Origin of the sequence: Cellulomonas wangsupingiae (assembly GCF_024508275.1) — a bacterium.
Classification (GTDB): Bacteria; Actinomycetota; Actinomycetes; order Actinomycetales; family Cellulomonadaceae; genus Cellulomonas; species Cellulomonas wangsupingiae.
The window spans coordinates 2,435,818-2,457,578 of sequence record NZ_CP101989.1; the positions used below are offsets into that span (position 1 = coordinate 2,435,818).

Sequence of the window (21,761 nt, forward strand, 5' to 3'; positions counted from 1 at the left end):
CACAGTTGTCGGGTGCTCGTCGTCGCCTGCCCCGGCCAGGGTGCCCAGTCCCCCGGCATGCTCGTCCCGTGGACGGAGGTCGACGGCTTCGCCGACGCGCTGACCCGCGCGGGCGACGTCGTCGGTCTCGACCTGCTGGCGCACGGCACCACCTCGGACGCGGGGACGATCCGCGACACGGCCGTGGCGCAGCCCTTGCTGGTCGCCACCGCGCTGGCGAGCCTGCGGGCGGTGCTGGACGTCGTCGGGACGACCCGCTCCCTGCCGGACGCGGCAGCGGGCGTCGTGGACGTCGTGGCGGGCCACTCGGTCGGCGAGCTGGCCGCCGCCGCCGTGGCCGGCGTCGTGACGGAGGACGAGGCGCTCGGGCTGGTCGCGGTGCGCGGTGCGGCCATGGCGCGCGCCGCGGCGACGGAGCCGACGGGGATGAGCGCGGTCCTCGGCGGCGACCCCGCCGACGTGCTGGCTCGTCTCGAGGCGCTCGACCTGGTGCCGGCGAACGTCAACGGGGCCGGCCAGGTCGTGGCCGCCGGCTCCCTGGCTGCGCTCGCCGCCCTGGCCGACGCGCCGCCCGCGCGCGCACGCGTGGTGCCCCTGCAGGTCGCCGGCGCCTTCCACACCCGGTACATGGCACCCGCCGTCGACGAGCTGGCGCACGCCGCCGCGGGCGTCGCTCCCCACGATCCCGTGGTGCCCCTGCTCGCCAACGCCGACGGTGCGCAGGTCGCCGACGGCCGTGACGCCCTCGCCCGCATCGTCGCGCAGGTGGCGCGGCCCGTGCGGTGGGACCTGTGCCAGGCCACGCTGCTCGCGCTGGGGGTGACGGCCCTCCTGGAGGTCGCCCCGGGCGGTGTCCTGACCGGCCTGGCGCGGCGTACGCTGCCCGGCGTCGAGACCCTCGCCCTGAAGTCCCCCGCCGACCTCGACGCCGCACGCGACCTCGTCCGTCGGCACGCCGGGACCCCCCTGACCGCACAGGAGAGCCAGTCGTGACCCGTCCGACCCTGACGCAGGCCACCGGCCCCGCGCACACCCGCATCCTCGGCCTCGGCGGCGTCCGCGGTGAGCGCGTGGTCCCCAACGACGACCTCGTCGGGCCCATCGACTCCTCCGACGAGTGGATCCGCCAGCGCACCGGCATCGTCACCCGGCGGCGTGCCGCCGAGGGCACCGACGTGCTCGACCTCGCCGAGGGGGCGGCCCGCGCCGCCCTGGCCGACGCCGGGCTCACGGGCGCGGACATCGACGTCGTCATCCTGTCGACCGTCACCTACTTCCGTCAGACGCCGGCGGGTGCCGCCGTCGTCGCGGACCGCATCGGCGCGACCCCGGCCGCCGCGTTCGACATCTCCGCGGCCTGCGCCGGCTACTGCTACGGCATCGGCCAGGCGGACGCGCTCGTGCGCGCCGGGACGGCGCGGCACGTGCTGGTCATCGGCGCGGAGAAGATGAGCGAGTTCGTGGACCCCACGGACCGGTCGATCTCGTTCCTGCTCGGCGACGGTGCCGGTGCGGTCGTCATCGGCCCGTCCGACACGCCCGGGATCGGCCCGACCGTCTGGGGCTCGGACGGCGGCCAGGCGCACGCCATCGGGCAGACGCACTCCTGGCTCGCCACGCGTGACGAGGGCGCGGGGTGGCCCACGCTGCGCCAGGAGGGCCAGTCGGTGTTCAAGTGGGCGGTGTGGCAGATGGCGCCGGTCGCGCAGAAGGCCATGGACGCCGCGGGCGTCGCGCCGCAGGACATCGAGGCGTTCGTCCCGCACCAGGCGAACATGCGGATCATCGACCAGATGATCAAGCAGCTGAAGCTGCCGGACACCGTCGTGGTGGGCCGCGACATCGCCGACACCGGCAACACGTCGGCGGCGTCGATCCCGCTCGCCACCGAGCGCCTGCTGCGCGAGGGCCAGGTCGGCTCCGGTGCGCTGGCGCTCCAGATCGGCTTCGGCGCCGGTCTCGTCTACGCCGCCCAGGTCGTCGTCCTGCCCTGAGTCACCCCCGCCGGCCGGCGCACGCCCCGGCTGTACCGTTCAGCACGTCCCTGCACCACCCGACATGAGGAGACACCCGATGGCGCACAGCGAGCAGGAGATCCTGGCCGGCCTGGCCGAGATCGTCAGCGAGGAGACGGGGCTGCCGACCGACTCCGTCCTGCCCGAGAAGTCCTTCACCGACGACCTCGACATCGACTCGCTGTCGATGATGACGATCGTCACGCTCGCGGAGGAGAAGTTCGACGTCCGCATCCCCGACGACGAGGTCAAGAACCTCGCCACGGTCGGCGACGCCGTGAGCTTCATCGCCGGCGCCCAGGCCTGAGCCTGCACGCCGCACCCCGCGTGCACCCGGGCGGTGCGCAGGACCTCACGGCCGTGCGCACCGCCCGCCTGAACCGAGGAGAACCCATGAGCACCGTCCCCGAGGTCGTCGTCACCGGCCTGGGCGCCACCACCCCGCTCGGTGGTGACGTCCCGAGCACGTGGCAGGCCGCGCTCGCCGGCGAGTCGGGCGCGCGCGCCTTCGACAACGACTGGGCCGAGCGGTACGACATCGCCGTGAACTTCGGGGCGACGCTCAAGGTCCCCGCCGACCAGGTGCTGCCCCGGCCCGAGCTCAAGCGCATGGACCCGTCCGCGCAGTACGCGATCATCGCGACGCGCGAGGCGTGGGCCGACGCTGGCTCGCCCGAGGTGGACGGCGACCGCCTCGGCGCGGTCGTCTCGTCCGGGATCGGTGGCATCTGGACGACGCTCGACGGCTGGGACACGCTCCGTGAGAAGGGCGGCCGACGCGTGCTGCCCATGACCGTGCCGATGCTCATGCCGAACTCCCCGGTCGCGTACGTGTCGCTGGAGCTGGGGGCCCGCGCCGGTGCGCACGCCCTCGTCTCGGCGTGCGCGTCCGGCGCCGAGGCCATCGCCTACGGCGTCGAGATGATCCGCAACGGCCGGGCCGACGTGGTCGTCGCCGGGGGGACCGAGGCCACGATCCACCCCATGCCGATCGCCGCCTTCGCGGCGTCCCGCACGCTGTCCACCCGCAACGACGACCCCGCCGGGGCCTCGCGCCCGTACGACGTCGACCGCGACGGGTTCGTGATCGGTGAGGGCGCGGGCGTGGTGGTCCTGGAGTCCGCCGCGCACGCCGCCGCCCGTGGAGCGCGCGTCTACGGCCGGGTCGCGGGTCTGGGCCTGTCGGCCGACGGCTACCACCTCACCTCCCCCGAGCCGTCCGGCGACGGGCAGATCCGGGCGATGCGCGCCGCGATCGCGGACGCGGGCGTCGCCACGACCGACGTCGTCCACGTGAACGCGCACGCGACCTCCACCGTGGTCGGCGACCTCATCGAGGCGCGGTCGATCCGGGCGGTCCTGGGCGACGACGCGGACCACGCCGTGCTCTCGGCGACCAAGTCGATGACGGGACACCTGCTCGGCGGGGCGGGCGCGCTGGAGACGATCTTCACCGTCCTCGCGCTGCACGAGCGCACGGCGCCGCCCACGATCAACGTGGCCAACCCGGACCCGGAGCTCGTGCTCGACCTGGTGCGCGACGAGCCCCGCGCGCTGCGGGCCGGACCCGTGGCCGCGATCAACAACTCGTTCGGGTTCGGCGGCCACAACGTCGCTCTCGTGGTCACCTCCGCCTGACGGCTCCCTCCGGGCGCGCTAGCGTCGGGCAGGTGAGCACCTCTCAGCAGGACGACGGCGCGCGACCCTCGGCGCTGGTGCGCCTGCTCGACCAGGCGCTCGTCGGTGGCCCGGAGGTGCGCACGGTGCACCGCGTCAGGGCGGGCGTCGTCCTGCTGGGCGTCCTGGTCCTGCTCGTGATCGCCGTGCCCGTCGTGATCTCACGGGTGGGGCGTGACGACGTCGAGCTGGCCGTGGGCGTGGTCTTCGTCGTCGTGCTGGGAGCCGGCGGCCTGGTGTGCCGCGGCGTCGGCGAGCACAGGTCGAGCCAGGTCTGGAAGTCGACGGGGTACTTCCTCGGCGCTGCCGCGTACGGCGCGTCCGCGACCGTGGCGCTCGTGAACGGGCTGCACACGCTCCTGCGGGGGTCGTAGCCCGGCCGCGCGCGTCGCCGACACCTCGCCCGGCAGCGCGAGCGCTACGCGTGCGCTGCCGTCGGCGCGCAGCTGCACGTACGTGTGCTCGGCGACGCCCTGCAGGACGTCGGGGTCGGCGAGGAAGAGCGCGGTCGGGAGACCGTCGGCGACCATCGCCCGCTCGCCGACCACCCACGTCGCGACCACGCCGGCGAGGCTCGTCAGCCGGGCATCGGCGTCCTCCGCAGGCGACAGACGCACCCCGCCTGCGGTCCGTCTCACCCGGATGGCTGTCGACGCACCCGGCGGACCCGGCGCGTGGGAGGGACGGTAGCGGAGGACGCCTCGCGCGCCGAACCCGCGCGGGAGATAGGAAACGATTCACCACGCGGGCGGGCGGCCCGCCCACCCGCACGGCGAGCCGCCCGCCCTCGCCGACGACGAGGTCAGCCGACGCGGTGCAGCCAGCGCACGGGCGCTCCGGCGCCCGCGTAGCGGAAGGGCTCGAGCTCGTCGTCCCAGGCCTGGCCGAGCGCGAGGTCGAGCTCGGCGCGCAGCCGCTCCGGGTCAGCGGCGTGCTCCAGCGCCGCACGGATCCGGTCCTCGGGGACGACGACGTTGCCGTGCACGTCCGTCGCGGCGTGGAAGATCCCGAGCTCGGGCGTGTGGCTCCAGCGGGACCCGTCGACACCGGCGCTGGGCTCCTCGGTCACCTCGTACCGCAGGTGCGCCCACCCGCGCAGGGCGGAGGCGAGCCGTGCGCCCGTGCCGGGCGCGGCCTGCCACGAGAGCTCAGCGCGGTAGAAGCTCGGACCGGCCGGCTGCGACGTCCAGTCCAGGCTCACGCGTGCGCCCAGCGCGTTGCCTGCCGCCCACTCGACGTGGGGGCACAGAGCGCGCGGCGCAGAGTGCACGAAAAGTACACCGCGGGTGACGGCACCGGCCATGTGGTCCTCCCGGATGGGTTCGAGGGTCGCCTTCCCCAACGACCTCGTCCCCGACGGGAGCCATCACGGCGCAGCTTCTCGCACGCGGCGTGCACGGCACAGGATGCCCCATGCGTCACCGCAGGTCCAGCGGACGCGCGGAACCGGCTCAGAGCTGCTCGCGGATCGCGCGCATCGCCTTCTTGCGCACGGAGCGCTCCAGCCGGTCGAGGTACAGCATCCCGTCGAGGTGGTCCACCTCGTGCTGCAGGCAGCGCGCCATGAGCTCCGTGCCCTCCACCACGACCTCGCGGCCGTCGAGGTCGGTGCCGACGACGCGCGCGTACCAGGCGCGGTGCGTCGGGTACCACAGGCCGGGCACCGAGAGGCAGCCCTCGTCGCCGTCCTGGTACTCGTCCTCGGACAGCTCCACGATCACGGGGTTCAGCACGTAGCCGACCTCGTCGTCGATGTTCCAGGAGAACGCCCGCAGGCCGACGCCGATCTGGTTGGCCGCGAGCCCGGCCCGCCCCTCCATGTCCACGGTCTCGAGCAGGTCCTCGACGAGCGAGCGGACGCGGTCGTCGACGGTCGCGATCGGGTCGCAGGGCGTGCGAAGGACGGGGTCACCGACGATGCGGATCTCACGCAGGGCCATGCCCCGATCCTTTCACGTCGGACGGACCGCACGGGTCGCCCGTCGCGGCTGGGGCGCCGGCACGCCGACGGTGCGCAGACGACATGACGCCGGCGGTGACCAGGGTCACCGCCGGCGTCATGTCGTGTCGTGGCTCCGTCGTCTCCGACGGCGCAGGTCACTCCCCTGCGCGCTGCTGCGGGACGCCGGTCAGGAGCTGACGGACCTCGGCCTCGTGGAAGCGGCGGTGCCCACCGAGCGTCCGGACCGCGGACAGCTTGCCGGCCTGCGCCCACCGCGTCACCGTCTTCGGGTCGACGCGGAACAGCACCGCGACCTCACCCGGGGTGAGCAGCGAGCCCTGCGTGAGAGGGGCCTCGTGGGACGTGTGAACAGCCATGGCTGGTACTCCTTCGTCGTTCGGTAGCTCGGCTGGCCCAGAGGGCCCCGTGGCTTTGCGTCCCCACCTCGCGGCGGGTTTGCCGTTGTCGCTGACATCCCCAACTATGCCCCGAACTGGACAACTGTGCAAGAACCGCCGCCGTGCCAGATCTGTCCGGAGCGGGTGAAAAGTCACAGCCTGCCGAAGCGGGACCTCACGCCACAATATGCCCCGAAAGCGACGAGCCCGAGCGCCACGAGCAGCAGCAGGACCGGGCCGCCCGGGGCGTCGCGCAACGTCTGCAGCGCGCCGTCGAGACCCGTGGCCTCCTGCGCGTCGGCGTGGACGGCCGCCACGACGAACAGGGCACCGACGATGCCCAGCGCGACACCCTTCGCCACGTAGCCCACGATCCCGGCCCGCTCGGCGACGCGGCCGGCGGTGCCGGCCGGCAGCCGGCGCAGGTCCTGCAGGAAGCGACGCCGCAGCCCCTTGTGCACGTGGTACGCGGCGACGGCGATGGTCCCCAGACCGACGGCGCCGACCAGGAAGCGCCCGCCCGGCGCCTGCATCAGCTCGGCCGTCATGGACGACGTCTGGCTGCCGCTGCCCGTGCCGGAGCCGCGCGCGAACGCGAACGCGGTGGCCCCCAGCGCGAGGTACATCACGGCCTTGCCGCCCGCCTTGGCACGGTCGGACGTCCGGCCCGCCGCGCCGCTGACGGCCGCGGCGGCGTACCAGGCACCGAGCGCCGCGAAGGCCACGACGGTGATCCAGAGCACCACGGTGCCGAACGGCGTGCTCGCGATCTCGGAGAACGCCCCCGACTGGTCGGCGCTCCCACCCGAGGAGCCCACCGCCAGCTGTGCCGCCAGCACCCCGATGAGCACGTGCACCAGCCCGCTGGCGGCGTACCCCGCCCGTGCGCCCAGCTCCCACGCGCCCTGCCGGGACGACGTCGCGATCGTGGCCATGTCACCTCCTCGACGCGGGCTCCCCCACCCTCCGACGCGCGTCGGTACCCGCAGTGATGGTGGCAGCGACCGGCGTGGTCGGCATCCGCAGGGCCGGGCTGCCCGGCCGAGCGCGTCGGTAGGCTGCCGTCCGCGGGCCAGTAGCTCAGTCGGTCAGAGCAGCGGACTCATAATCCGTCGGTCGTGGGTTCAAGCCCCACCTGGCCCACCGACGTCCGCACGCCCGGCGTGCGGGACCCGCGGGCCACCCCTACTGTCTCGCCATGCTCGCCGCCCGCGACCGTCGCCGCGCCCTGCTGCGGGCCGCCGCGCTGGGCGCCGCCGTCACGCTCCCCGTCGTCGTGCTGGCCGTCGTGGTGCGCGGCGAGTCGGGCACCCTGGTGCGACTCGACGAGGCCGCGGTCGTCGGGGCGACCGACGTCACGCGCCGGTCGCCCACCCTGCGGACCGTGCTCCTCGTCTGGCAGGAGGTCTTCGCTGCCCGCTGGCTGAACCTGGTGCTCGTGCCCGCGGTGGGCGTCTGGGCCTGGCGCCGCCACCGACTGCACGACCGGGTCGTGTGGGCCGCGACGACCGTCGCCGCCGGGTGGGTGCTGCAGCTCGCCGCCAAGGGCCTCGTCCAGCGCACGCGGCCGGTGATCGACGACGCGGTCGCCCACGTCCCCGGCTCGAGCTTCCCGTCCGGGCACGCCACGAACACGACCGTGGTCGCCGTGGCGCTCACCGTGCTGGTGTGGCCGGTCCTCGGGCGCACGGCGCGCGTGGTCGTCCCGACGACGGCCGGGGTCCTGGTCCTCGCGACCGCCGCCGACCGGGTGCTGCTGGGTGTCCACCACCCGACCGACGTCGTCGCGGGCATCGTCCTGGGCACCGCCATCGCCGCCGCGTCGTTCGTCGGCTTCCGCCACCGTGCCGCCGCGCCCGCAGGCGGCCGCGCGCCGGCCGCCACCCCGACCGCCGCCGACTCCCCGTGATCCCGCCCGAGGTCCTCGCGACCCCGACCCCCGGAGGACCTGTGCACGCGTTCTGGCACCGCTACGAGATCGACACCAGCAGGCCGGACGGCCGGCAGGTGCGCCGCGATCTCGTGCGGCGCGTCCTGCTGCCGGCCGCCGCGCTGTGGTGCGTCGTCGTCGGCACCGGCCTGCTCGTCACCGGCCCGCTGGGCGGCCTGCCGGCCGAGGCCTCGATCAACGAGTGGTTCGTCACGCAGCGGACACCCGCGCTCGACGCCGTCACGACGGTGCTCTCCGCGATCGGGCAGACCGAGTTCCTCATCGGTGCCTGTCTCCTGGCCATGGCCCTGATCTGGTGGCGCACGAGGCAGTGGTGGTACGCGATCATCCCCGGCCTGGCGGTGGCGGTGCAGGCCGTGATCTTCCTCACCTCCGCGCTCGTCGTGGGCCGGGAGCGTCCCGAGGTCGAGCACCTCGACCACGCACCGCCCACGTCGAGCTTCCCGAGCGGCCACACGGGCGCGGCGACCGCCTTCTACCTGACCATGGCCTTCGGCGCCCAGCGCATCACGCACCCCGTGGCCCGCTGGGCGGCGACCGTCCTGTGCGTGCTCGTCCCCGTCGCGGTCGGCGTCGCTCGCACGTACCGCGGGATGCACTCGCTCAGCGACGTGGTCGTCGGCTTCCTCAACGGCGCGACGTGCGCCGTCATCGCGTGGAACTACCTGCGCCGCACGACGTGACGCCGCCCCGTCGGCCCGCGGCCGGGCCCGGCGGCGCACGCGGTTACGGTGGTGCCGTGGCCCTGTTCTCCCGGCGACGCCGGCTGCCCGACGACCTGCGACGCGTCCTCGACCTGCGCGGTGACGCGATCCTCGCGACCGCTCCCCTCGACGACGGGCGGTGGCTCGTCGCGACGCGCCGCGCGCTGCACCTCGTCTCGGACGCCGGCGCCGCGCGCACCGCGTGGGCGGACGTCGACCGCGGCTCGCTCGACGCCACGTCCCGCACGCTCACGGTGCACTGGGTCAGCGGCGCCCGCGCCGAGCTGGTGCTGGCACCGGACGTCGACGCGTGGGACCTGTCGCAGGCGTTCCGCGAGCGTGTCCAGCGCTCGGTGGTGCACGTGGAGCACGTGAGCCTGCCGGGCGGAGGGTCGCCGGTGCGCGTGGCCCTGCGCCGCGACGAGGACGGCGCCCTGTTCACGCAGGTCATCGGCGACAGCACGGTCGACCTCGAGGAGCCGGACGTGGCCCGCCGCGTGGCACGCGCCGAGGCGCACGTGCGCGCCGAGGCCGGCCTGGCACCGTGAGACCTCGTCCGGCCGCGGCCCGGGCGCCGGTCGTGTCGGCCGCACACCCCGGAGCCTGCTAGGGTTTTCCCCGCACGATCCCCCGTAGCTCAATTGGCAGAGCATTCGACTGTTAATCGAAGGGTTACTGGTTCGAGTCCAGTCGGGGGAGCATCGCAGCAGGTCAGACGACGAGCGGCGCCCCGAGAGGGGCGCCGTTCGTCGTCTGGGCCCAGATCCGTCCGTGGGCACTGCACCTGGCGGTCCGTGCGGCGCGGTTCCCTGCGCGCGGTGACGGGCAGGACGTGAACCTACGAGCTCTCGGCCACGAGGCGAGTGACCGTCGTCCTCGGGCTGGTGGCGCGCCTACGGGGCGGCCGGGTGGAGCAGCTCGGCCATGCCGAGCCGCTCCACGAAGGCGGCGCGCGCCTGGTAGGCCGCCCAGTTCACGTGCTCGACCCCTGCGTCGGCGTCGTCGATGACCGTGCGGAACGGCTTCGCCCCGAAGGGCAGGGCCAGGACCCGGACGACCTCCTTCGCCACGCCCTCGGCACCCTGGAGCGGTCCGGGTCCCAGGAGGCCCGCGGTCGCCTGCTCGTTCGCGGCGACCAGCGGGTCGAGCGCCCGGTAGGCGCTGGTCCGCTCGAGGTCGCTCGCACGGCCGGCGTTCGGGAAGTGCTCGGTGCCCTGCGTGATCGGGCCCGGCATGACGATCACCGTCTCGATGCCGAACGCGTTGGCCTCGTAGGCCGTGGTGACGGCGAGGGCGTCCATGGCCGCCTTCGAGACGACGTAGGGCCCGAGGAACGGTGGCGTCGTGACGGGGATGGTGCTGCCGACGTACAGCAGCGTGCCCGACCTCCGCTCGCGGAAGTGCGGCAGGACGGCGCGGTTCACCCGGTGGACGCCGATGGTGTTGACGTCGATCAGGTGCAGGAGCTCGTCGGGCGTGAATGCCTCGACGTACCCGACGTTGAGGTGGCCCGCGTTGTTCACGACGACGTCGAGCCCGCCGGCCTCGGTGACGACCCGGTCGACGGCCGCCTGCACGGAGGCGTCCGACGTCACGTCCAGCTCGACGACCCGGAGGTCGACGCCGTCGCGCGCCGCGGTGTCGAGGAGGCTCGCGGCGTGGGCGGCGTTGCGTCCGTCGACGCCGCGCATGCTGGCGAAGACGATGTGCCCGCTGGCGGCGAGGTGCCTGGCGGTGAGGTTGCCGATGCCCGTGGCGGCACCGGTGATGAGGATGACCGACATGATTGCCTCTTTCGAAAGGTGGTGTGGGTGGTGGCGGACGACCGGCCCCGCGGGACCTAGGCCTGGCCGCCGTTGACGAAGAGCGTCTGGCCGTTGATCCACCGCGCGGGGCCGGCCAGCGCGGAGATCACCTCGGCCACGTCGCCCGGGGTGCCGATGCGTCCCATCGGGTTCTGGGCGGCGATCTGCTCGACGAGCTCGGCGCTCTTGCCCTCGAGGAAGAGAGCAGTCGCCGTGGGACCCGGAGCGACGGCGTTGACCGTGACGTCGCGGCCGCGCAGCTCCCGGGCGAGGACGAGGCTGAGCGCCTCGACAGCCGCCTTGCTCGCGGCGTACGCGGCGTAGCCGGGGGTGCTCAGCCGTGTCACCGACGTGGACACGTTGATGATCGCTCCGCCCCCTCGGACGCGCCGGGCCGCCTGCTGACCGACCACGAAGGTGCCGCGCACGTTGGTGCGGTGCATGCGGTCCAGCGCGACGAGGTCGATGTCCGCCACCGGCGCCAGGACCATGACCCCTGCGGCGTTGACGACGACGTCGACGCCGCCGAAGTGCCGTTCCGCCGCGTCGAACAGTGCGGCGACCGCGGCCTCGTCGGCCACGTCCGCCCGGACGGCGAGGGCGCGGCCACCGGCGTCCTGGATGCCGGCCACTGCGGCGTCCGCCTCGGCCTGGTTGCCGACGTACGCGATGACGACGGCGAGGCCGTCGGCGGCAAGCCGCTCGGCAGCGGCTCGACCGATGCCTCGCGAGCCTCCCGTCACGATGGCGACGCGATCCGTTGTCCCGTTCATGTGATTCTCCTCGGCCGAGTTGGTGTCGTTGATAACGCCGTCAAACTAGCACCGCTAAGTACCGTTGACAACATCTTGATGTTGGCGGTGGTAGTGGCGTAGCCATCGTCGGCCCGTTATCATCGCCAGGTGGCCACCGCATCGACCCGCGAGCGCATCGTCCGGAGCGCAGCAGCCCTTCTCGCCGAAGGCGGCCGCGAGGCCGTCTCGACGCGGTCGGTCTCCGCTGCCGCGGGCGTGCAGTCGCCCGCCATCTACCGGCACTTCGGCGACATGAGCGCACTCCTGGACGCCGTCGCCGAGCACGGGTTCGAGGACTACCTGCTGACGAAGGGCGCTCTGACCCCGTCGGGCGACCCGGTCGAGGACCTCCGGCGGGGTTGGGACCTGCACGTGGAGTTCGGGGTGAGCCATCCCGCGCTCTACTCGCTCGCGTACGGCCAGGGGCAGCCCGGCGTGCAGACCCCGGCGGCGAAGCGGGCCGGCGCCATCCTCGCGGGGCAGGTCAACGCCATCGCTCTCGCTGGACGGCTCCAGATGAGCGAGGGCGCTGCGGCGCACCTCGTTCACGCCGCGGGTTGTGGCGTCACCTTCACCCTCATCTCCATGCCGCAGGACCAGCGCGACCCGGATCTCTCAGCGCGTGCCCGGGAGGCGACGATCGCGGCGGTCACCACCGGTGGCGGCGCCGATGACGTCGGCCGCGGGCGGCGCGGCGCCGTCGTCGCGATGCGTGCCATGGCGCCGGAGCTCACCGGGCTCAGCGACGCGGAACGCGCGCTCCTCGTGGAGTGGATGGACCGCGCCTCGCGGTAGGACCGCCGACGACGTCGCGGGACTCGACGAGCACGAGCGCGTGACCGATCCGGCGATGAGGACGAGCACCGAGGTGGGATCCAGGGTCCGCAGCACCTCGTCGACCCACGGGCCCCGGTCGGGCCCGTGGTGCAGCGCGCCGGGACGAACGGCATGACGACCGACAGCCCGTGGACCCCGAACCCGACGATCTTCCACGGGTCGCGCGTGCCGCCGCAGCTGCGCTCCCTCGCCCACCGGAGCGCCCGGGTCTACGTTGGCCCCATGGTCCGGCTGCTGCTGCGCGCGCTGATCTTCCTCGCCTCGGCCGCCCTCGGGCTGCTCGCGGCGGCCGCGGCGCTCGACGACTTCACCGTCACCGCATCGGGGTTCATCGTCACGGTCGTCGTGTTCGCGGTCGCGCAGTCGGTGCTCTCGCCGTTCATCCTCAAGATGAGCACCCGGTACGCCCCGGCGTTCCTCGGCGGCATCGGGCTGGTCTCGACGTTCGTCGCGCTGCTGCTGGCGCACCTGCTGACCGACGGGCTGCGCATCGACGGCGCCGCGACCTGGGTGCTCGCCACGATCATCGTCTGGGCGGTCACCGCGCTCGCGACGTTCACCCTGCCCTTCGTGCTGCTGCGGGAGCGGCGCCGTGGACGGACCGACGACGCGGAGCCTGCGCGCGGCTGAGCGCAGCCGCGCGCACCGGCCCCGCGGCCGGCGCAGACCGCGGGGGGAGGCTCCCCCGCGCAACCGGCTCCGCCCACCGGGATCACGGCTCTGACCTGCACCGATGCATCGGTGAGGAGCAGGGCTGGACGAACGACCTCATGAGCCTCACACTTGCCTCACTCCCGCTCGTCACGGGACCACACCCCCGCCTCGCCCCTGCTTCGCCGTGCCCTCGTCCGGGTGCCCTCCGCCATCGCCGGCGAGGTTCCGGACACGTTGTCGACCCCCCGTCACCACCCGTCGTCCGACCCGTCCTGGTCGGGGAAGGATGCGTCGTCCGTGCTGCGCTCCGTGGCCGCCCACCTCTCGCTCGACGTGCACGCACCGCTCGAGCTGCTGCTCTGCGTCGCCGTCGCCGAGGGCCCGTACGAGCGCAGCGAGGTGCTGTTCGCCCGCTCCGACGACGACCCGCTCGACGTGCAGGAGATCAAGACGCCGCACGGTGGGCGCATGCACCGCATCCTCGCGCCGGCGGGCCGGGTCGTCGTGGACTACCAGGCGAGGGTCACGGGGCAGTGCGAGGCGCCGCCCGTCGAGGACGTCGACCTGGTCGAGTACCGGCGTCCCAGCCGGTACGCGGACTCCGACCGCCTCCTGGCGTTCGCCCGCGACCAGTTCCGCGGCCTGTCCGGCGCCGACCTGCTGGACGCCGTCGTGACGTGGGTGAGCAAGCACGTGACGTACCTGTCCGGGTCGAGCCTGCCGACCGACGGTGCCACCGACACCCTGCTCAAGCGGCGCGGCGTGTGCCGGGACTTCGCGCACCTCGTCGTCGCGCTGCTGCGGGCGTGCGACGTGCCGGCGCGCCTCGCGTCGGTGTACGCGCCGGGCCTCAAGCCGATGGACTTCCACGCGGTCGCCGAGGCGTACGTGGACGGCGCCTGGTACGTGGTCGACGCGACACGCCTGGCGCCGCGGGAGTCCCTGCTGCGCATCGCGACCGGCCGCGACGCCACCGACACGGCGTTCCTGTCGTACTACGGCGGGAGCCTGCGGCTGCGCTCGATGACGGTGACCGCGGTGGCCGACACCCGGCCGGTGGACGACGGCACGGGGCTCGTGGCCCTGCGCTGACCCGCGCGCGGCACCGGGGCGTCAGGCGCTGCGCAGGCCCCGGCGCTGTGCCTCGAGCTCGAGCAGCTCGCCGAGCAGCGCGCGCTGCTCGGCCGGGTCCGCGTCGTCCCCCAGCCGCTGGAGACGGCCGCGGACGTCGGCGATGCGGCGCGTGACCCCGATGTCGACGAGGCGCAGGACGACGCCGCGCACGTAGCCGGGCAGCGACTGCGGGCGGTCCTCGGGCAGCGGCGAGACCGACAGCTCCGTGAGCAGAGCGTGCACGGGCTCGGCCGCCTCCTCCAGCACGGCACCGACCCACGCCGTCTCGCCACCGCGCGCGACGACGTCGCGCGCAGCGGCGATGCCGCCGGCGGCACGCACGGCCTCGTGGACCGCCCGGTAGGCGGGCGCGGTGCACGCGTCGGGGGCCAGCGCGTCGAACTCCGCGGGCACGAGCGTCGGGTGCTGCAGCACCACCTCCAACGCCGTGCGCTCGACCTGCGCGACGGGGTCGCGGCGGTCGGGCACGGCCATGCGGGCCACGGGCACGGGGGTGGGTGCCCCGTCGGACGAGCTCCCCGGCCGGCGGCCGGCGTCCCGGTCCGACCCGCCGCGCGGGGCCTGGCGCGGCGCACGCCGCGCGTCGGCGACGGCGCGCCGCACACCGGCCACGTCGTCCATGCCGAGCCACCCCGCCAGCAGACGCTCGTACTCGGGCCGCAAGGCCGAGTCGCGGATGCCCGCGACGACCGGCGCCGCGGCGCGCAGTGCACCCACGCGTCCTTCGGCGGTCCGCAGGTCGTGCGCGGCGAGCGTCGAGCGGATCACGAACTCGAAGAGGGGCTGGCGCGACGACACGAGGGCGCGCACGGCGTCCGGACCGCGCGCCTGCCGCAGCTCGCAGGGGTCCATGCCGGACGTCTCGACGGCCACGAACGTCTGGGCCGTGAAGGCCTGGTCCTCGCCGAACGCCCGCAGGGCGGCCTTCTGGCCGGCCGCGTCGCCGTCGAACGTGAAGACGATCTCGCCGCCGACCGACGACCCGCCGGCGAGCTGCACGCCGCCCGCGCTGCCGGAGTCGCCGACGAGCCGACGCACGATGCGCGCGTGGTCCGGGCCGAAGGCCGTGCCGCAGGTCGCCACCGCGGTGCGGACCCCGGACAGGTGCATCGCCATGACGTCGGTGTACCCCTCGACGACGACGACCTGCTTCTCCCGGGAGATCTCCCGCTTGGCCAGGTCGATGCCGTAGAGCACGTGGGACTTGCGGTACAGCGGGGTCTCCGGGGTGTTGAGGTACTTCGGCCCGGTGTCCTCGTCGAACAGCCGCCGCGCGCCGAACCCGACGGTCTCCCCCGTGACCTCGCGGATGGGCCACACCAGGCGCCCGCGGAAGCGGTCGTAGATGCCGCGCTGCCCCTGGCTGACCAGGCCCGACACCGTCAGCTCGGCCTCGGTGAAGCCCCGGCCGCGCAGGTGCCGCAGCAGCCCGTCCCACCCCTGCGGGGCGAACCCGACACCGAAGTCGTCGGCCGCCGAGCGGTCGAACCCGCGCTCGGCGAGGAACGCGCGGGCCGCGGCCGCGGCCGGCAGCACGAGCTGCTCGCGGTAGAACTCCTCGGCGATGCGGTGGGCGTCCAGCAGACGGCGCCGACGGCCCGGCTCCTCGCCCGGTCGCGACGGTCCGCCGCCCTCCTCGTACCGCAGCTGCATGCCGGCGCGCGACGCCAGGTACTCGACGGCGTCCGTGAAGCCCAGGCCGTCGACCTTCTGCACGAACGCGATGACGTCCCCGCCCTCGCCGCAGCCGAAGCAGTGGTACCGGCCCACCTGCGGGCGCACGTGGAACGACGGCGACCGCTCGTCGTGGAAGGGGCACAGCCCCTTGAGCGAGCCGACGCCCGCGGACCGCAGCGCGACGTGCGCACCGACGATCTCCTCGATGTGGACGCGCTCGCGGACGGCCTCCACGTCCTCCCGCAGAATCCGTCCGGCCACGACCGTGAGTCTAGGCGGCGGCGGGGCGCGCGAGGGACGCGTCGACCGTCCGACGCGCCCGGCGCCGCCCGTGGTGTCGAATGTCTCCGGTGCCGCGCGTCATGGCGGTGACGGGCGGACCCGCGCCCGTGAGGCACGAGGAGGACGACGTGGAGTACATCCTGTTCATCTGCACCGACCCCGAGGGCGAGGACGCCGCACCGGGCGACCTGACGACCGAGCAGTGGGGTGCCGACGTGGACGCACGCGGCGTCTGGCGGCACGGCGACCGGCTGCGGCCGGTCGAGGCGGCCACGACCGTCCGCCGGCGAGGCGACGACGTCCTGCTCACCGACGGCCCGTTCGCCGAGACCCGCGAGCACATCGCCGGCTACGACGTCATCGAGGCGGCCGACCTGGACGAGGCCGTCGCGATCGCGGCCGCGCACCCGATGGCCCGGGCGGGCAGGATCGAGGTGCGGCCGGTGTGGCCGCTGGACGGCGGCGACTGACCCCACGGCGCCTCGCGGCGCCCGCTCAGTGCCGCGGGGGGTGGACGAGCCGCGCGTGCAGCGCGACCGCCGAGACGTCGGTCAAGGAGGCCACCTGGTCGACGACGACGCGCAACCGCTGCGCGTCGTCGTCGGCGGCGCGCCAGTCCGCGGCGAACGGCGGCTCCAGGGCGTCGGGCCCGCGGTCGGCGAGCACCTCGACCAGCGAGGTGAGGACCTCCCGCTGCCGCTGGTACACCGGCTCCAGCTCGCGCGGCGCCATGACGTACGCCACCGCGAGACCCTTGAGGACGAGGATCTCCGCGAGAGTCTCGTGCGGCACGACCAGCTCGGCCGCGTAGCGCGTCAGTGGCCCGTCGCCGTACCTCGCGCGCGTGGCCTGCTGCGCCGCCTTCGCGAACCGGCCGATCAGCTGGCTCGTCGCGTCCTTGAGGACGGCCAGCGCACCGCGCGACCCGTCGAACCCGCGGCCCCAGAGCCGGGCCGCGACGAGCCGGTCCATCGCGCCCTCGAGCTCCGCCGCGGTGACCTGGGCGCCGTACCAGGTGTCCACGGCCTCGACGACGCGTGCCCGCTCGTCGGGACGGGTCAGCACCGCGAGGTCCAGCCGCCCGCCGACCACGGCGTCCTCGACGTCGTGGACCGAGTAGGAGATGTCGTCGGCGAGGTCCATGACCTGCGCCTCGAGGCACTTGCGTCCCGGCGGTGCGTCGGCGCGCAGCCACTCGAACACGGGCAGGTCGTCCTCGTAGACGCCGAACTTGTGCGTCGGCCGTCCGCTCGCCGGGCTGATCGGTCCCTGGCCGTACCGCCACGGGTACTTCACGGACGCGTCGAGGCTGGCGCGCGAGAGGTTCAGCCCGACGGAGCGGCCGTCCGGGGCGACGACCTTGGGGTCGAGGCGCGTCAGGAGCCGCAGCGTCTGGGCGTTGCCCTCGAACCCGCCGATGCCGCGCGCGAGGTCGGCGAGCGCCCGCTCGCCGTTGTGGCCGAACGGCGGGTGGCCCAGGTCGTGCGCGAGGCACGCGGTGTCGACGACGTCCGGGTCGCACCCGAGGGCCTTGCCGATCTCCCGCCCGACCTGCGCGACCTCGAGCGTGTGCGTCAGCCGGGTGCGCACGAAGTCGTCGGACGACGGGCCGAGCACCTGCGTCTTCGCGCCGAGCCTGCGCAGCGCCGAGGAGTGCACGATGCGGGCGCGGTCGCGCTCGAACGGGGTGCGCTCGCGCGACTTCTCGCCCTCGTGGACCCAGCGCTCGCGGTCGGCGTCGGCGTACCCGTCGACGTCGTGGGCGAGGAGGTCGGGAGCGGTCACGCGACCAGCGTAGAGGCGCGTGACCACCCGGCTGCCGGACGTCCGCCGATCACCCCTTGACGGCCCCCGCGGTCAGGCCTCCGACGATGTACTTCTGCAGGAACAGGAAGAGCAGCAGCACCGGCAGCGCGGAGATGACCGCCCCGGCCGCGAACAGCCCCCAGTTCGCCTCGAGCAGCGCCGACACCCAGCCGAAGAGCCCGACGGCCACCGTCCAGTTGCGCTCCGACTGCAGCACGAGCCGGGCGATGATGAACTCGCCGAACGTGCTGATGAAGGACAGCAGCGCGACCACCGCGAGGATCGGCGTGACGAGCCGCAGGATGATGGTCCAGTACGTCTGCGCGTGCGTGGCTCCGTCGATCTTGGCGGCCTCGTCGATCTCGCGCGGCACGGTGTTGAAGAACCCGTACATGAGGAAGGTGTTCACCCCGAGCGCACCGCCGAGGTAGACGGCGATGAGCGCGAGCTTGCTGTTGAGCCCCAGCGCGGGCACGACGTTGCCCAGGGTGATGAGCAGCAGGAAGATCGCCACGAAGGCGAGCATCTGCGGGAACATCTGGATGATGAGCAGCGAGGTCAGGCCGGCTCGGCGGCCCGTGAACCGGAAGCGTGAGAAGGCGTACGCCGCAGCGGCGCCCATCAGCACGGTCCCGACGCCCGTCGCGATCGCGATCTGCAGCGAGTTGGCGAGCCACGTCCAGAACAGCGTGCCGCCGAGCGCCTCGTAGTTGGCCGTGCTGACCTCCGCGAACAGGTCGTTGGAGCCGGTCAGCGTGCCGCCCTCGGACAACGACGCCGAGATCACGTAGACGATCGGGAAGAGCGCGTACGCGACCGCGACGACGCCGACGAGGTGGCGCCAGCCGAGCTCGGCGAACCACCGGCTGCGCGGCATGCGGTTCGTGTCGCCCCGGGACGCGGTGCGGGACGAGGGCGTGACGTCGGTGGTGACCATGTCAGCTGATCTCCTCGAACTGCTTGGTCCGCTTGAACGTGATCGCCGAGATCGTCGCGACGATGACGAAGATGACGATCGACAACGCGCTCGCCAGGCCGTAGTTCTTGGCGGCGGTGCCGTCCAGGCCGGACACGGAGTACACCATCGAGATGAGGATGTCCGTGTGCCCGAGCGGCACGGACGCGTCGGCGAAGCGCGGGCCTCCGCGGGTGAGCATGTAGATGAGCGTGAAGTTGTTGAAGTTGAAGGCGAACGACGAGATCAGCAGGGGCGTCGTGGCGACCAGGAGCAGTGGCAGCGTCACCGAGCGCCACGTGCGCCACGCGCCCGCGCCGTCGACCTTGGCCGCCTCCAGCACGTCGCCCGGCAGCGACTGCAGCGCGCCGGTGCAGATGAGGAACATGTACGGGAAGCCGAGCCACAGGTTCACCCCGAGCACCGACGCCTTCGCCAGCCAGGGGTCCGTCAGCCAGGGCACCGCGGCCCCACCCAGCAGCACCTGGTTGACGAAGCCGTACGAGCGGTTGAGCATCCCCGACCACAGCAGCGCGGCGAGGAACCCCGGGATCGCGTACGGGAAGATCAGCAGGGTGCGGTAGAGCCTGCGGCCGCGCACGCGCGTGTCGTTGAAGGTGATCGCGAGGAACAGCCCCAGCAGGAACGTCGAGACGACCGACAGGATGGCGAACGCGAAGGTCCACAGGAGGATCTTCACGAACGGCTGGGCGTAGCGCTCGTCGCCGAACGCGGTGCGGAAGTTGTCGAACCCGACCATCACGCGCCAGCCGACGTTGAGGCGTTCGCCGTCGTCCGACCGGAACGACCCGTCGGACGTCGCGTGGTAGACGGTGCCGGTCACGACGTCGGTCATGGTGTCGGCCTCGGGGTCCCACTCCAGCGACGGGACGGCGACGAAGCCGGTGCGGGCGTCCTGCGTGCGCACCCACCCGTCGTTCGGGTCGTCCGAGAACGGCACGCGCAGGCTCGTCACCTCGGCCTGCCGCTGCAGGACCTCCTGCCGGCTGAGGACGGTGGCACCGGGCACCTCGGTGACACGGTCGTCGTCGACCGTCGCGTCCGGCTCGGGGCTCAGGGGGTCGTCGGCCGTGCCGACCTGCGCCTCACCGTCGTCGACGATGGCGAAGCCGAGCGCGCCCCCGCGCTCCACCACCGTCAAGGGGTACGTCGCGGACCCCTCGACACGGCGCTCGTTCTGGATGAGCAGCGCCTCGACGGCCTGCTCCTTGGTGGAGTTGTGGCCGTCCCCGTAGTTGGTGAACGCCACCCAGCCGGTGTAGCCGACGACGTACACCTGGAAGACGAGCAGGAAGGCGAGGCCGGGCAGGACGTACTTGAGCGGCAGCGTGCGCCGCGAGAAGTACACCCAGTCCGCGACCACGAGGAGCACGACCATCGACGCGAGGATGCCCATGTGGCCCTCGCGCCACGCGGCGAGGATCCCGAAGACACCGAGGGCGTTGATGACCGCCATCAGCGCGATCTTCACGAGGGTCCCGGGACGCACGGGACCGCGGGACGGGCCCTGGCGGTCACGCGTGGGCGACGCCGGAGGACCGGACGTGCCGCCGGGGGTCCCCGTGGGGCCCGTGGCGTCGCCGGTCAGGGTGGGCTGGGTGGGCATCGTGCGCCTTCCGTGCGGTCGGTTCGGCGCGGCAGAGCGCCGGAAGGTGGGGACCCGGCGCCGGGAGCGCCGGGTTCCGGGACCGGTCGCACCGCGGACGGACCGCGGTGCGACCGGTGCGGGTCAGGACCCGATGGCCGCCTGGATGTCGGCGATCATCTTGTCCCAGGCCGCGACGGGCTCGGCCGCGCCCGAGAGGATGTTCGCCTCGGTGACGCCCCAGAAGGCCCAGACGGAACCCATCTCGGGGATCGAGGGCATCGGCAGCGCGTCCTCGCCGACGGCCAGGAAGCCGGCGGTGATCGGGTCGGCCGACGCCTCCTCGGCGGCGGAGGCCAGCGCCGGCGGGCGGTTGCCCGCCTCGTACAGCGCCAGCTGGACCTCGTCGGTCGCGACGTAGTTCACGAGGAAGTCGTTCGCCAGCAGCGCGTTGTCGCTCTGCGCCGAGACGTAGAAGCCCTGGACGCCCACGAACGGCTGCGCCGGCTCACCACCGGCCGACGGGACGGGGTCGATCGACAGCTCGAGGCCTTCGAACTGCTCGATCATCCACGGGCCGCCGATGATGAAGGGCGACTCGCCGTTCTTGAACGCCTCGACCGCGATGTCGTAGGTGATGTCCGTGGACAGCGTGCCCGCCTGGCCCTGCGCCTGCAGCCAGGTCGCGAACGCCTGGCCCGGTGCGCCGCCCATGGCCAGCTCGGACGTGTAGGTGCCGTCCTCGTTCTGCACGAACACCGGCGCACCGAAGGACGTCTGCAGCGGGTAGTACGTGTACGGGTCGCCCTCGGTGCCCGTCTGGATGAGGACCTGGTAGGGCGTGCCGGCGGCCTGGCCGGCGGCGACGGCGGCGTCCCACGTCGACGGCGCCTCGGTCGCGAGCGCGGTGTTGCGGATGAGGGCCACGTTCTCGATGGCGTAGGGCAGCCCGTAGACCTGCCCGTCCTCCGTGAACGCCTCGATCGCGATCGGGAGGAACTCGCCGGCCGTGTCACCGAGCTCGATCGGCGCGACCACGCCGTTCGTCGTGAGTTCGCCCAGCCAGTCGTGCGCACCGACGGTGAGGTCGGGACCCTCGCCGGTCGGGACCTGGGCGAGGAAGTCCGTGCGGATGTCCTCGAAGTTCTTGAGCACGACCTCGACGGCCACGTCGTTCTCGTCCTCGAACGCCTGGGCGGCGCTCTCCACGGCGGCCTGCCGCGTCTCGTCGACCCAGATGACCAGGGCGTCCTCGGACGCCCCGCCACCTGCCGTGGTCTCGGAGGTGGCGCCTCCGGTGCTGTCGTCGCCTGACCCGCTGCACGCCGTGAGCGCCAGCACGAGGCCGAGCGTCACCGCAGCGGCCGGGATGCCTCGTCGCATCGTTGTCTCCTGTTGTCGTCCCCCGCCGCGTCGGCAGAACGCCGACGCTGGCCTATACCGCGACGTTAGGCGCGGTGCACCCCCTCATGCAAACCGTTGCGGTAACTTTCAGGCTACGCTTTCTGACCATCTCCACACGCC

At 73.5% G+C, this 21,761-nt stretch carries 23 protein-coding genes, 2 tRNA genes and 1 riboswitch; of the genes, 14 read left to right on the plus strand and 11 right to left on the minus strand.

From position 1 onward, the window contains the following. Positions 1 to 12: 12 nt before the first annotated feature. The 5 genes from NP075_RS11320 to NP075_RS11340 all read left to right on the plus strand — a co-directional run bounded on the left by NP075_RS11320 (position 13) and on the right by NP075_RS11340 (position 4,066). Positions 13 to 993, plus strand: coding sequence for an ACP S-malonyltransferase (locus tag NP075_RS11320; RefSeq protein ID WP_227563310.1), 981 nt, complete (start codon positions 13 to 15; stop codon positions 991 to 993). Further along, a complete protein-coding gene (locus tag NP075_RS11325) occupies positions 990 to 1,994 on the plus strand; it encodes a beta-ketoacyl-ACP synthase III (RefSeq protein ID WP_227563311.1) in 1,005 nt (334 codons plus the stop codon). Before NP075_RS11320 ends, NP075_RS11325 begins: the two co-directional genes overlap by 4 nt. Positions 1,995 to 2,073: 79 nt before the next feature. Next, complete coding sequence (locus tag NP075_RS11330; protein ID WP_013117379.1) at positions 2,074 to 2,322, plus strand: acyl carrier protein; 249 nt, start codon at positions 2,074 to 2,076, stop codon at positions 2,320 to 2,322. A gap of 86 nt (positions 2,323 to 2,408) precedes the next feature. Then, the gene (locus NP075_RS11335; RefSeq protein ID WP_227563312.1) at positions 2,409 to 3,653 is read left to right on the plus strand and encodes a beta-ketoacyl-[acyl-carrier-protein] synthase family protein; all 1,245 of its coding nucleotides are present in this window, start codon (positions 2,409 to 2,411) and stop codon (positions 3,651 to 3,653) included. Between the two features lie 32 nt (positions 3,654 to 3,685). Continuing rightward, on the plus strand, positions 3,686 to 4,066 hold the full coding sequence (locus NP075_RS11340) for a hypothetical protein (RefSeq protein WP_227563313.1): 381 nt from the start codon (positions 3,686 to 3,688) through the stop codon (positions 4,064 to 4,066). 428 nt (positions 4,067 to 4,494) lie between these two features. Here NP075_RS11340 and NP075_RS11345 read toward each other — a convergent pair whose 3' ends face one another. From NP075_RS11345 to NP075_RS11360, 4 genes are all read right to left on the minus strand, one after another. After that, positions 4,495 to 4,995: a DUF3145 domain-containing protein gene (locus NP075_RS11345; protein WP_227563314.1), complete on the minus strand. Its 501-nt coding sequence runs from the start codon at positions 4,993 to 4,995 to the stop codon at positions 4,495 to 4,497. A gap of 148 nt (positions 4,996 to 5,143) precedes the next feature. Beyond that, positions 5,144 to 5,632: a peptide deformylase gene (def, locus tag NP075_RS11350; RefSeq protein WP_227563315.1), complete on the minus strand. Its 489-nt coding sequence runs from the start codon at positions 5,630 to 5,632 to the stop codon at positions 5,144 to 5,146. Between the two features lie 157 nt (positions 5,633 to 5,789). After that, complete coding sequence (locus NP075_RS11355; protein WP_227563316.1) at positions 5,790 to 6,011, minus strand: BldC family transcriptional regulator; 222 nt, start codon at positions 6,009 to 6,011, stop codon at positions 5,790 to 5,792. Between the two features lie 19 nt (positions 6,012 to 6,030). Continuing rightward, positions 6,031 to 6,105, minus strand: a riboswitch (cyclic di-GMP riboswitch). 79 nt (positions 6,106 to 6,184) lie between these two features. After that, positions 6,185 to 6,967 carry a DUF1206 domain-containing protein gene (locus NP075_RS11360; RefSeq protein WP_227563317.1) on the minus strand — a complete coding sequence of 261 codons (783 nt, stop codon included), beginning with the start codon at positions 6,965 to 6,967 and terminating at the stop codon, positions 6,185 to 6,187. A 134-nt stretch (positions 6,968 to 7,101) separates the two neighbouring features. On the opposite strand from NP075_RS11360, the gene NP075_RS11365 reads away from it, so the two are divergent. From NP075_RS11365 to NP075_RS11385, 5 genes are all read left to right on the plus strand, one after another. Continuing rightward, positions 7,102 to 7,175 (plus strand) — tRNA-Ile (locus tag NP075_RS11365). A gap of 55 nt (positions 7,176 to 7,230) precedes the next feature. After that, positions 7,231 to 7,941, plus strand: coding sequence for a phosphatase PAP2 family protein (locus tag NP075_RS11370; RefSeq protein WP_227563318.1), 711 nt, complete (start codon positions 7,231 to 7,233; stop codon positions 7,939 to 7,941). A 41-nt stretch (positions 7,942 to 7,982) separates the two neighbouring features. Continuing rightward, positions 7,983 to 8,666 (plus strand): phosphatase PAP2 family protein, encoded by a 684-nt coding sequence (locus NP075_RS11375; protein WP_227563319.1) that lies wholly within the window; start codon positions 7,983 to 7,985, stop codon positions 8,664 to 8,666. Positions 8,667 to 8,722: 56 nt separating this feature from the next. Then, positions 8,723 to 9,235, plus strand: coding sequence for a hypothetical protein (locus NP075_RS11380; RefSeq protein ID WP_227563320.1), 513 nt, complete (start codon positions 8,723 to 8,725; stop codon positions 9,233 to 9,235). Between the two features lie 78 nt (positions 9,236 to 9,313). Then, positions 9,314 to 9,386 (plus strand) — tRNA-Asn (locus NP075_RS11385). A gap of 194 nt (positions 9,387 to 9,580) precedes the next feature. Here NP075_RS11385 and NP075_RS11390 read toward each other — a convergent pair. Next, positions 9,581 to 10,471 carry an SDR family NAD(P)-dependent oxidoreductase gene (locus NP075_RS11390; protein ID WP_227563321.1) on the minus strand — a complete coding sequence of 297 codons (891 nt, stop codon included), beginning with the start codon at positions 10,469 to 10,471 and terminating at the stop codon, positions 9,581 to 9,583. A 56-nt stretch (positions 10,472 to 10,527) separates the two neighbouring features. After that, positions 10,528 to 11,265 carry an SDR family oxidoreductase gene (locus tag NP075_RS11395; protein WP_227563322.1) on the minus strand — a complete coding sequence of 246 codons (738 nt, stop codon included), beginning with the start codon at positions 11,263 to 11,265 and terminating at the stop codon, positions 10,528 to 10,530. A 129-nt stretch (positions 11,266 to 11,394) separates the two neighbouring features. On the opposite strand from NP075_RS11395, the gene NP075_RS11400 reads away from it, so the two are divergent. The 3 genes from NP075_RS11400 to NP075_RS11410 all read left to right on the plus strand — a co-directional run bounded on the left by NP075_RS11400 (position 11,395) and on the right by NP075_RS11410 (position 13,869). Continuing rightward, positions 11,395 to 12,081, plus strand: a complete 687-nt coding sequence (locus NP075_RS11400) for a TetR/AcrR family transcriptional regulator (RefSeq protein ID WP_227563323.1) — start codon at positions 11,395 to 11,397, stop codon at positions 12,079 to 12,081. A gap of 153 nt (positions 12,082 to 12,234) precedes the next feature. Beyond that, positions 12,235 to 12,753: a phage holin family protein gene (locus NP075_RS11405; protein ID WP_227563324.1), complete on the plus strand. Its 519-nt coding sequence runs from the start codon at positions 12,235 to 12,237 to the stop codon at positions 12,751 to 12,753. 321 nt (positions 12,754 to 13,074) lie between these two features. Then, entirely contained in the window at positions 13,075 to 13,869 is a 795-nt protein-coding gene (locus NP075_RS11410) for a transglutaminase-like domain-containing protein (RefSeq protein ID WP_227563325.1), read from the plus strand. Between the two features lie 21 nt (positions 13,870 to 13,890). Here the strand turns inward: NP075_RS11410 and dnaG are convergent, their stop codons facing one another. Continuing rightward, positions 13,891 to 15,849 (minus strand): DNA primase, encoded by a 1,959-nt coding sequence (gene dnaG / locus NP075_RS11415; RefSeq protein ID WP_256790997.1) that lies wholly within the window; start codon positions 15,847 to 15,849, stop codon positions 13,891 to 13,893. Positions 15,850 to 15,977: 128 nt separating this feature from the next. On the opposite strand from dnaG, the gene NP075_RS11420 reads away from it, so the two are divergent. Then, positions 15,978 to 16,340 carry a YciI family protein gene (locus tag NP075_RS11420; RefSeq protein ID WP_372456681.1) on the plus strand — a complete coding sequence of 121 codons (363 nt, stop codon included), beginning with the start codon at positions 15,978 to 15,980 and terminating at the stop codon, positions 16,338 to 16,340. A gap of 25 nt (positions 16,341 to 16,365) precedes the next feature. On the opposite strand, the gene NP075_RS11425 is transcribed toward NP075_RS11420, so the two are convergent. The 4 genes from NP075_RS11425 to NP075_RS11440 all read right to left on the minus strand — a co-directional run bounded on the left by NP075_RS11425 (position 16,366) and on the right by NP075_RS11440 (position 21,620). After that, positions 16,366 to 17,655 carry a deoxyguanosinetriphosphate triphosphohydrolase gene (locus NP075_RS11425; RefSeq protein WP_256790998.1) on the minus strand — a complete coding sequence of 430 codons (1,290 nt, stop codon included), beginning with the start codon at positions 17,653 to 17,655 and terminating at the stop codon, positions 16,366 to 16,368. A gap of 49 nt (positions 17,656 to 17,704) precedes the next feature. Then, positions 17,705 to 18,613, minus strand: a complete 909-nt coding sequence (locus NP075_RS11430) for a sugar ABC transporter permease (protein ID WP_227563328.1) — start codon at positions 18,611 to 18,613, stop codon at positions 17,705 to 17,707. Position 18,614: 1 nt separating this feature from the next. Further along, a complete protein-coding gene (locus tag NP075_RS11435) occupies positions 18,615 to 20,258 on the minus strand; it encodes an ABC transporter permease subunit (protein ID WP_227563329.1) in 1,644 nt (547 codons plus the stop codon). 123 nt (positions 20,259 to 20,381) lie between these two features. Beyond that, positions 20,382 to 21,620, minus strand: a complete 1,239-nt coding sequence (locus NP075_RS11440) for a sugar ABC transporter substrate-binding protein (RefSeq protein ID WP_227563333.1) — start codon at positions 21,618 to 21,620, stop codon at positions 20,382 to 20,384. Positions 21,621 to 21,761 lie beyond the last annotated feature (141 nt).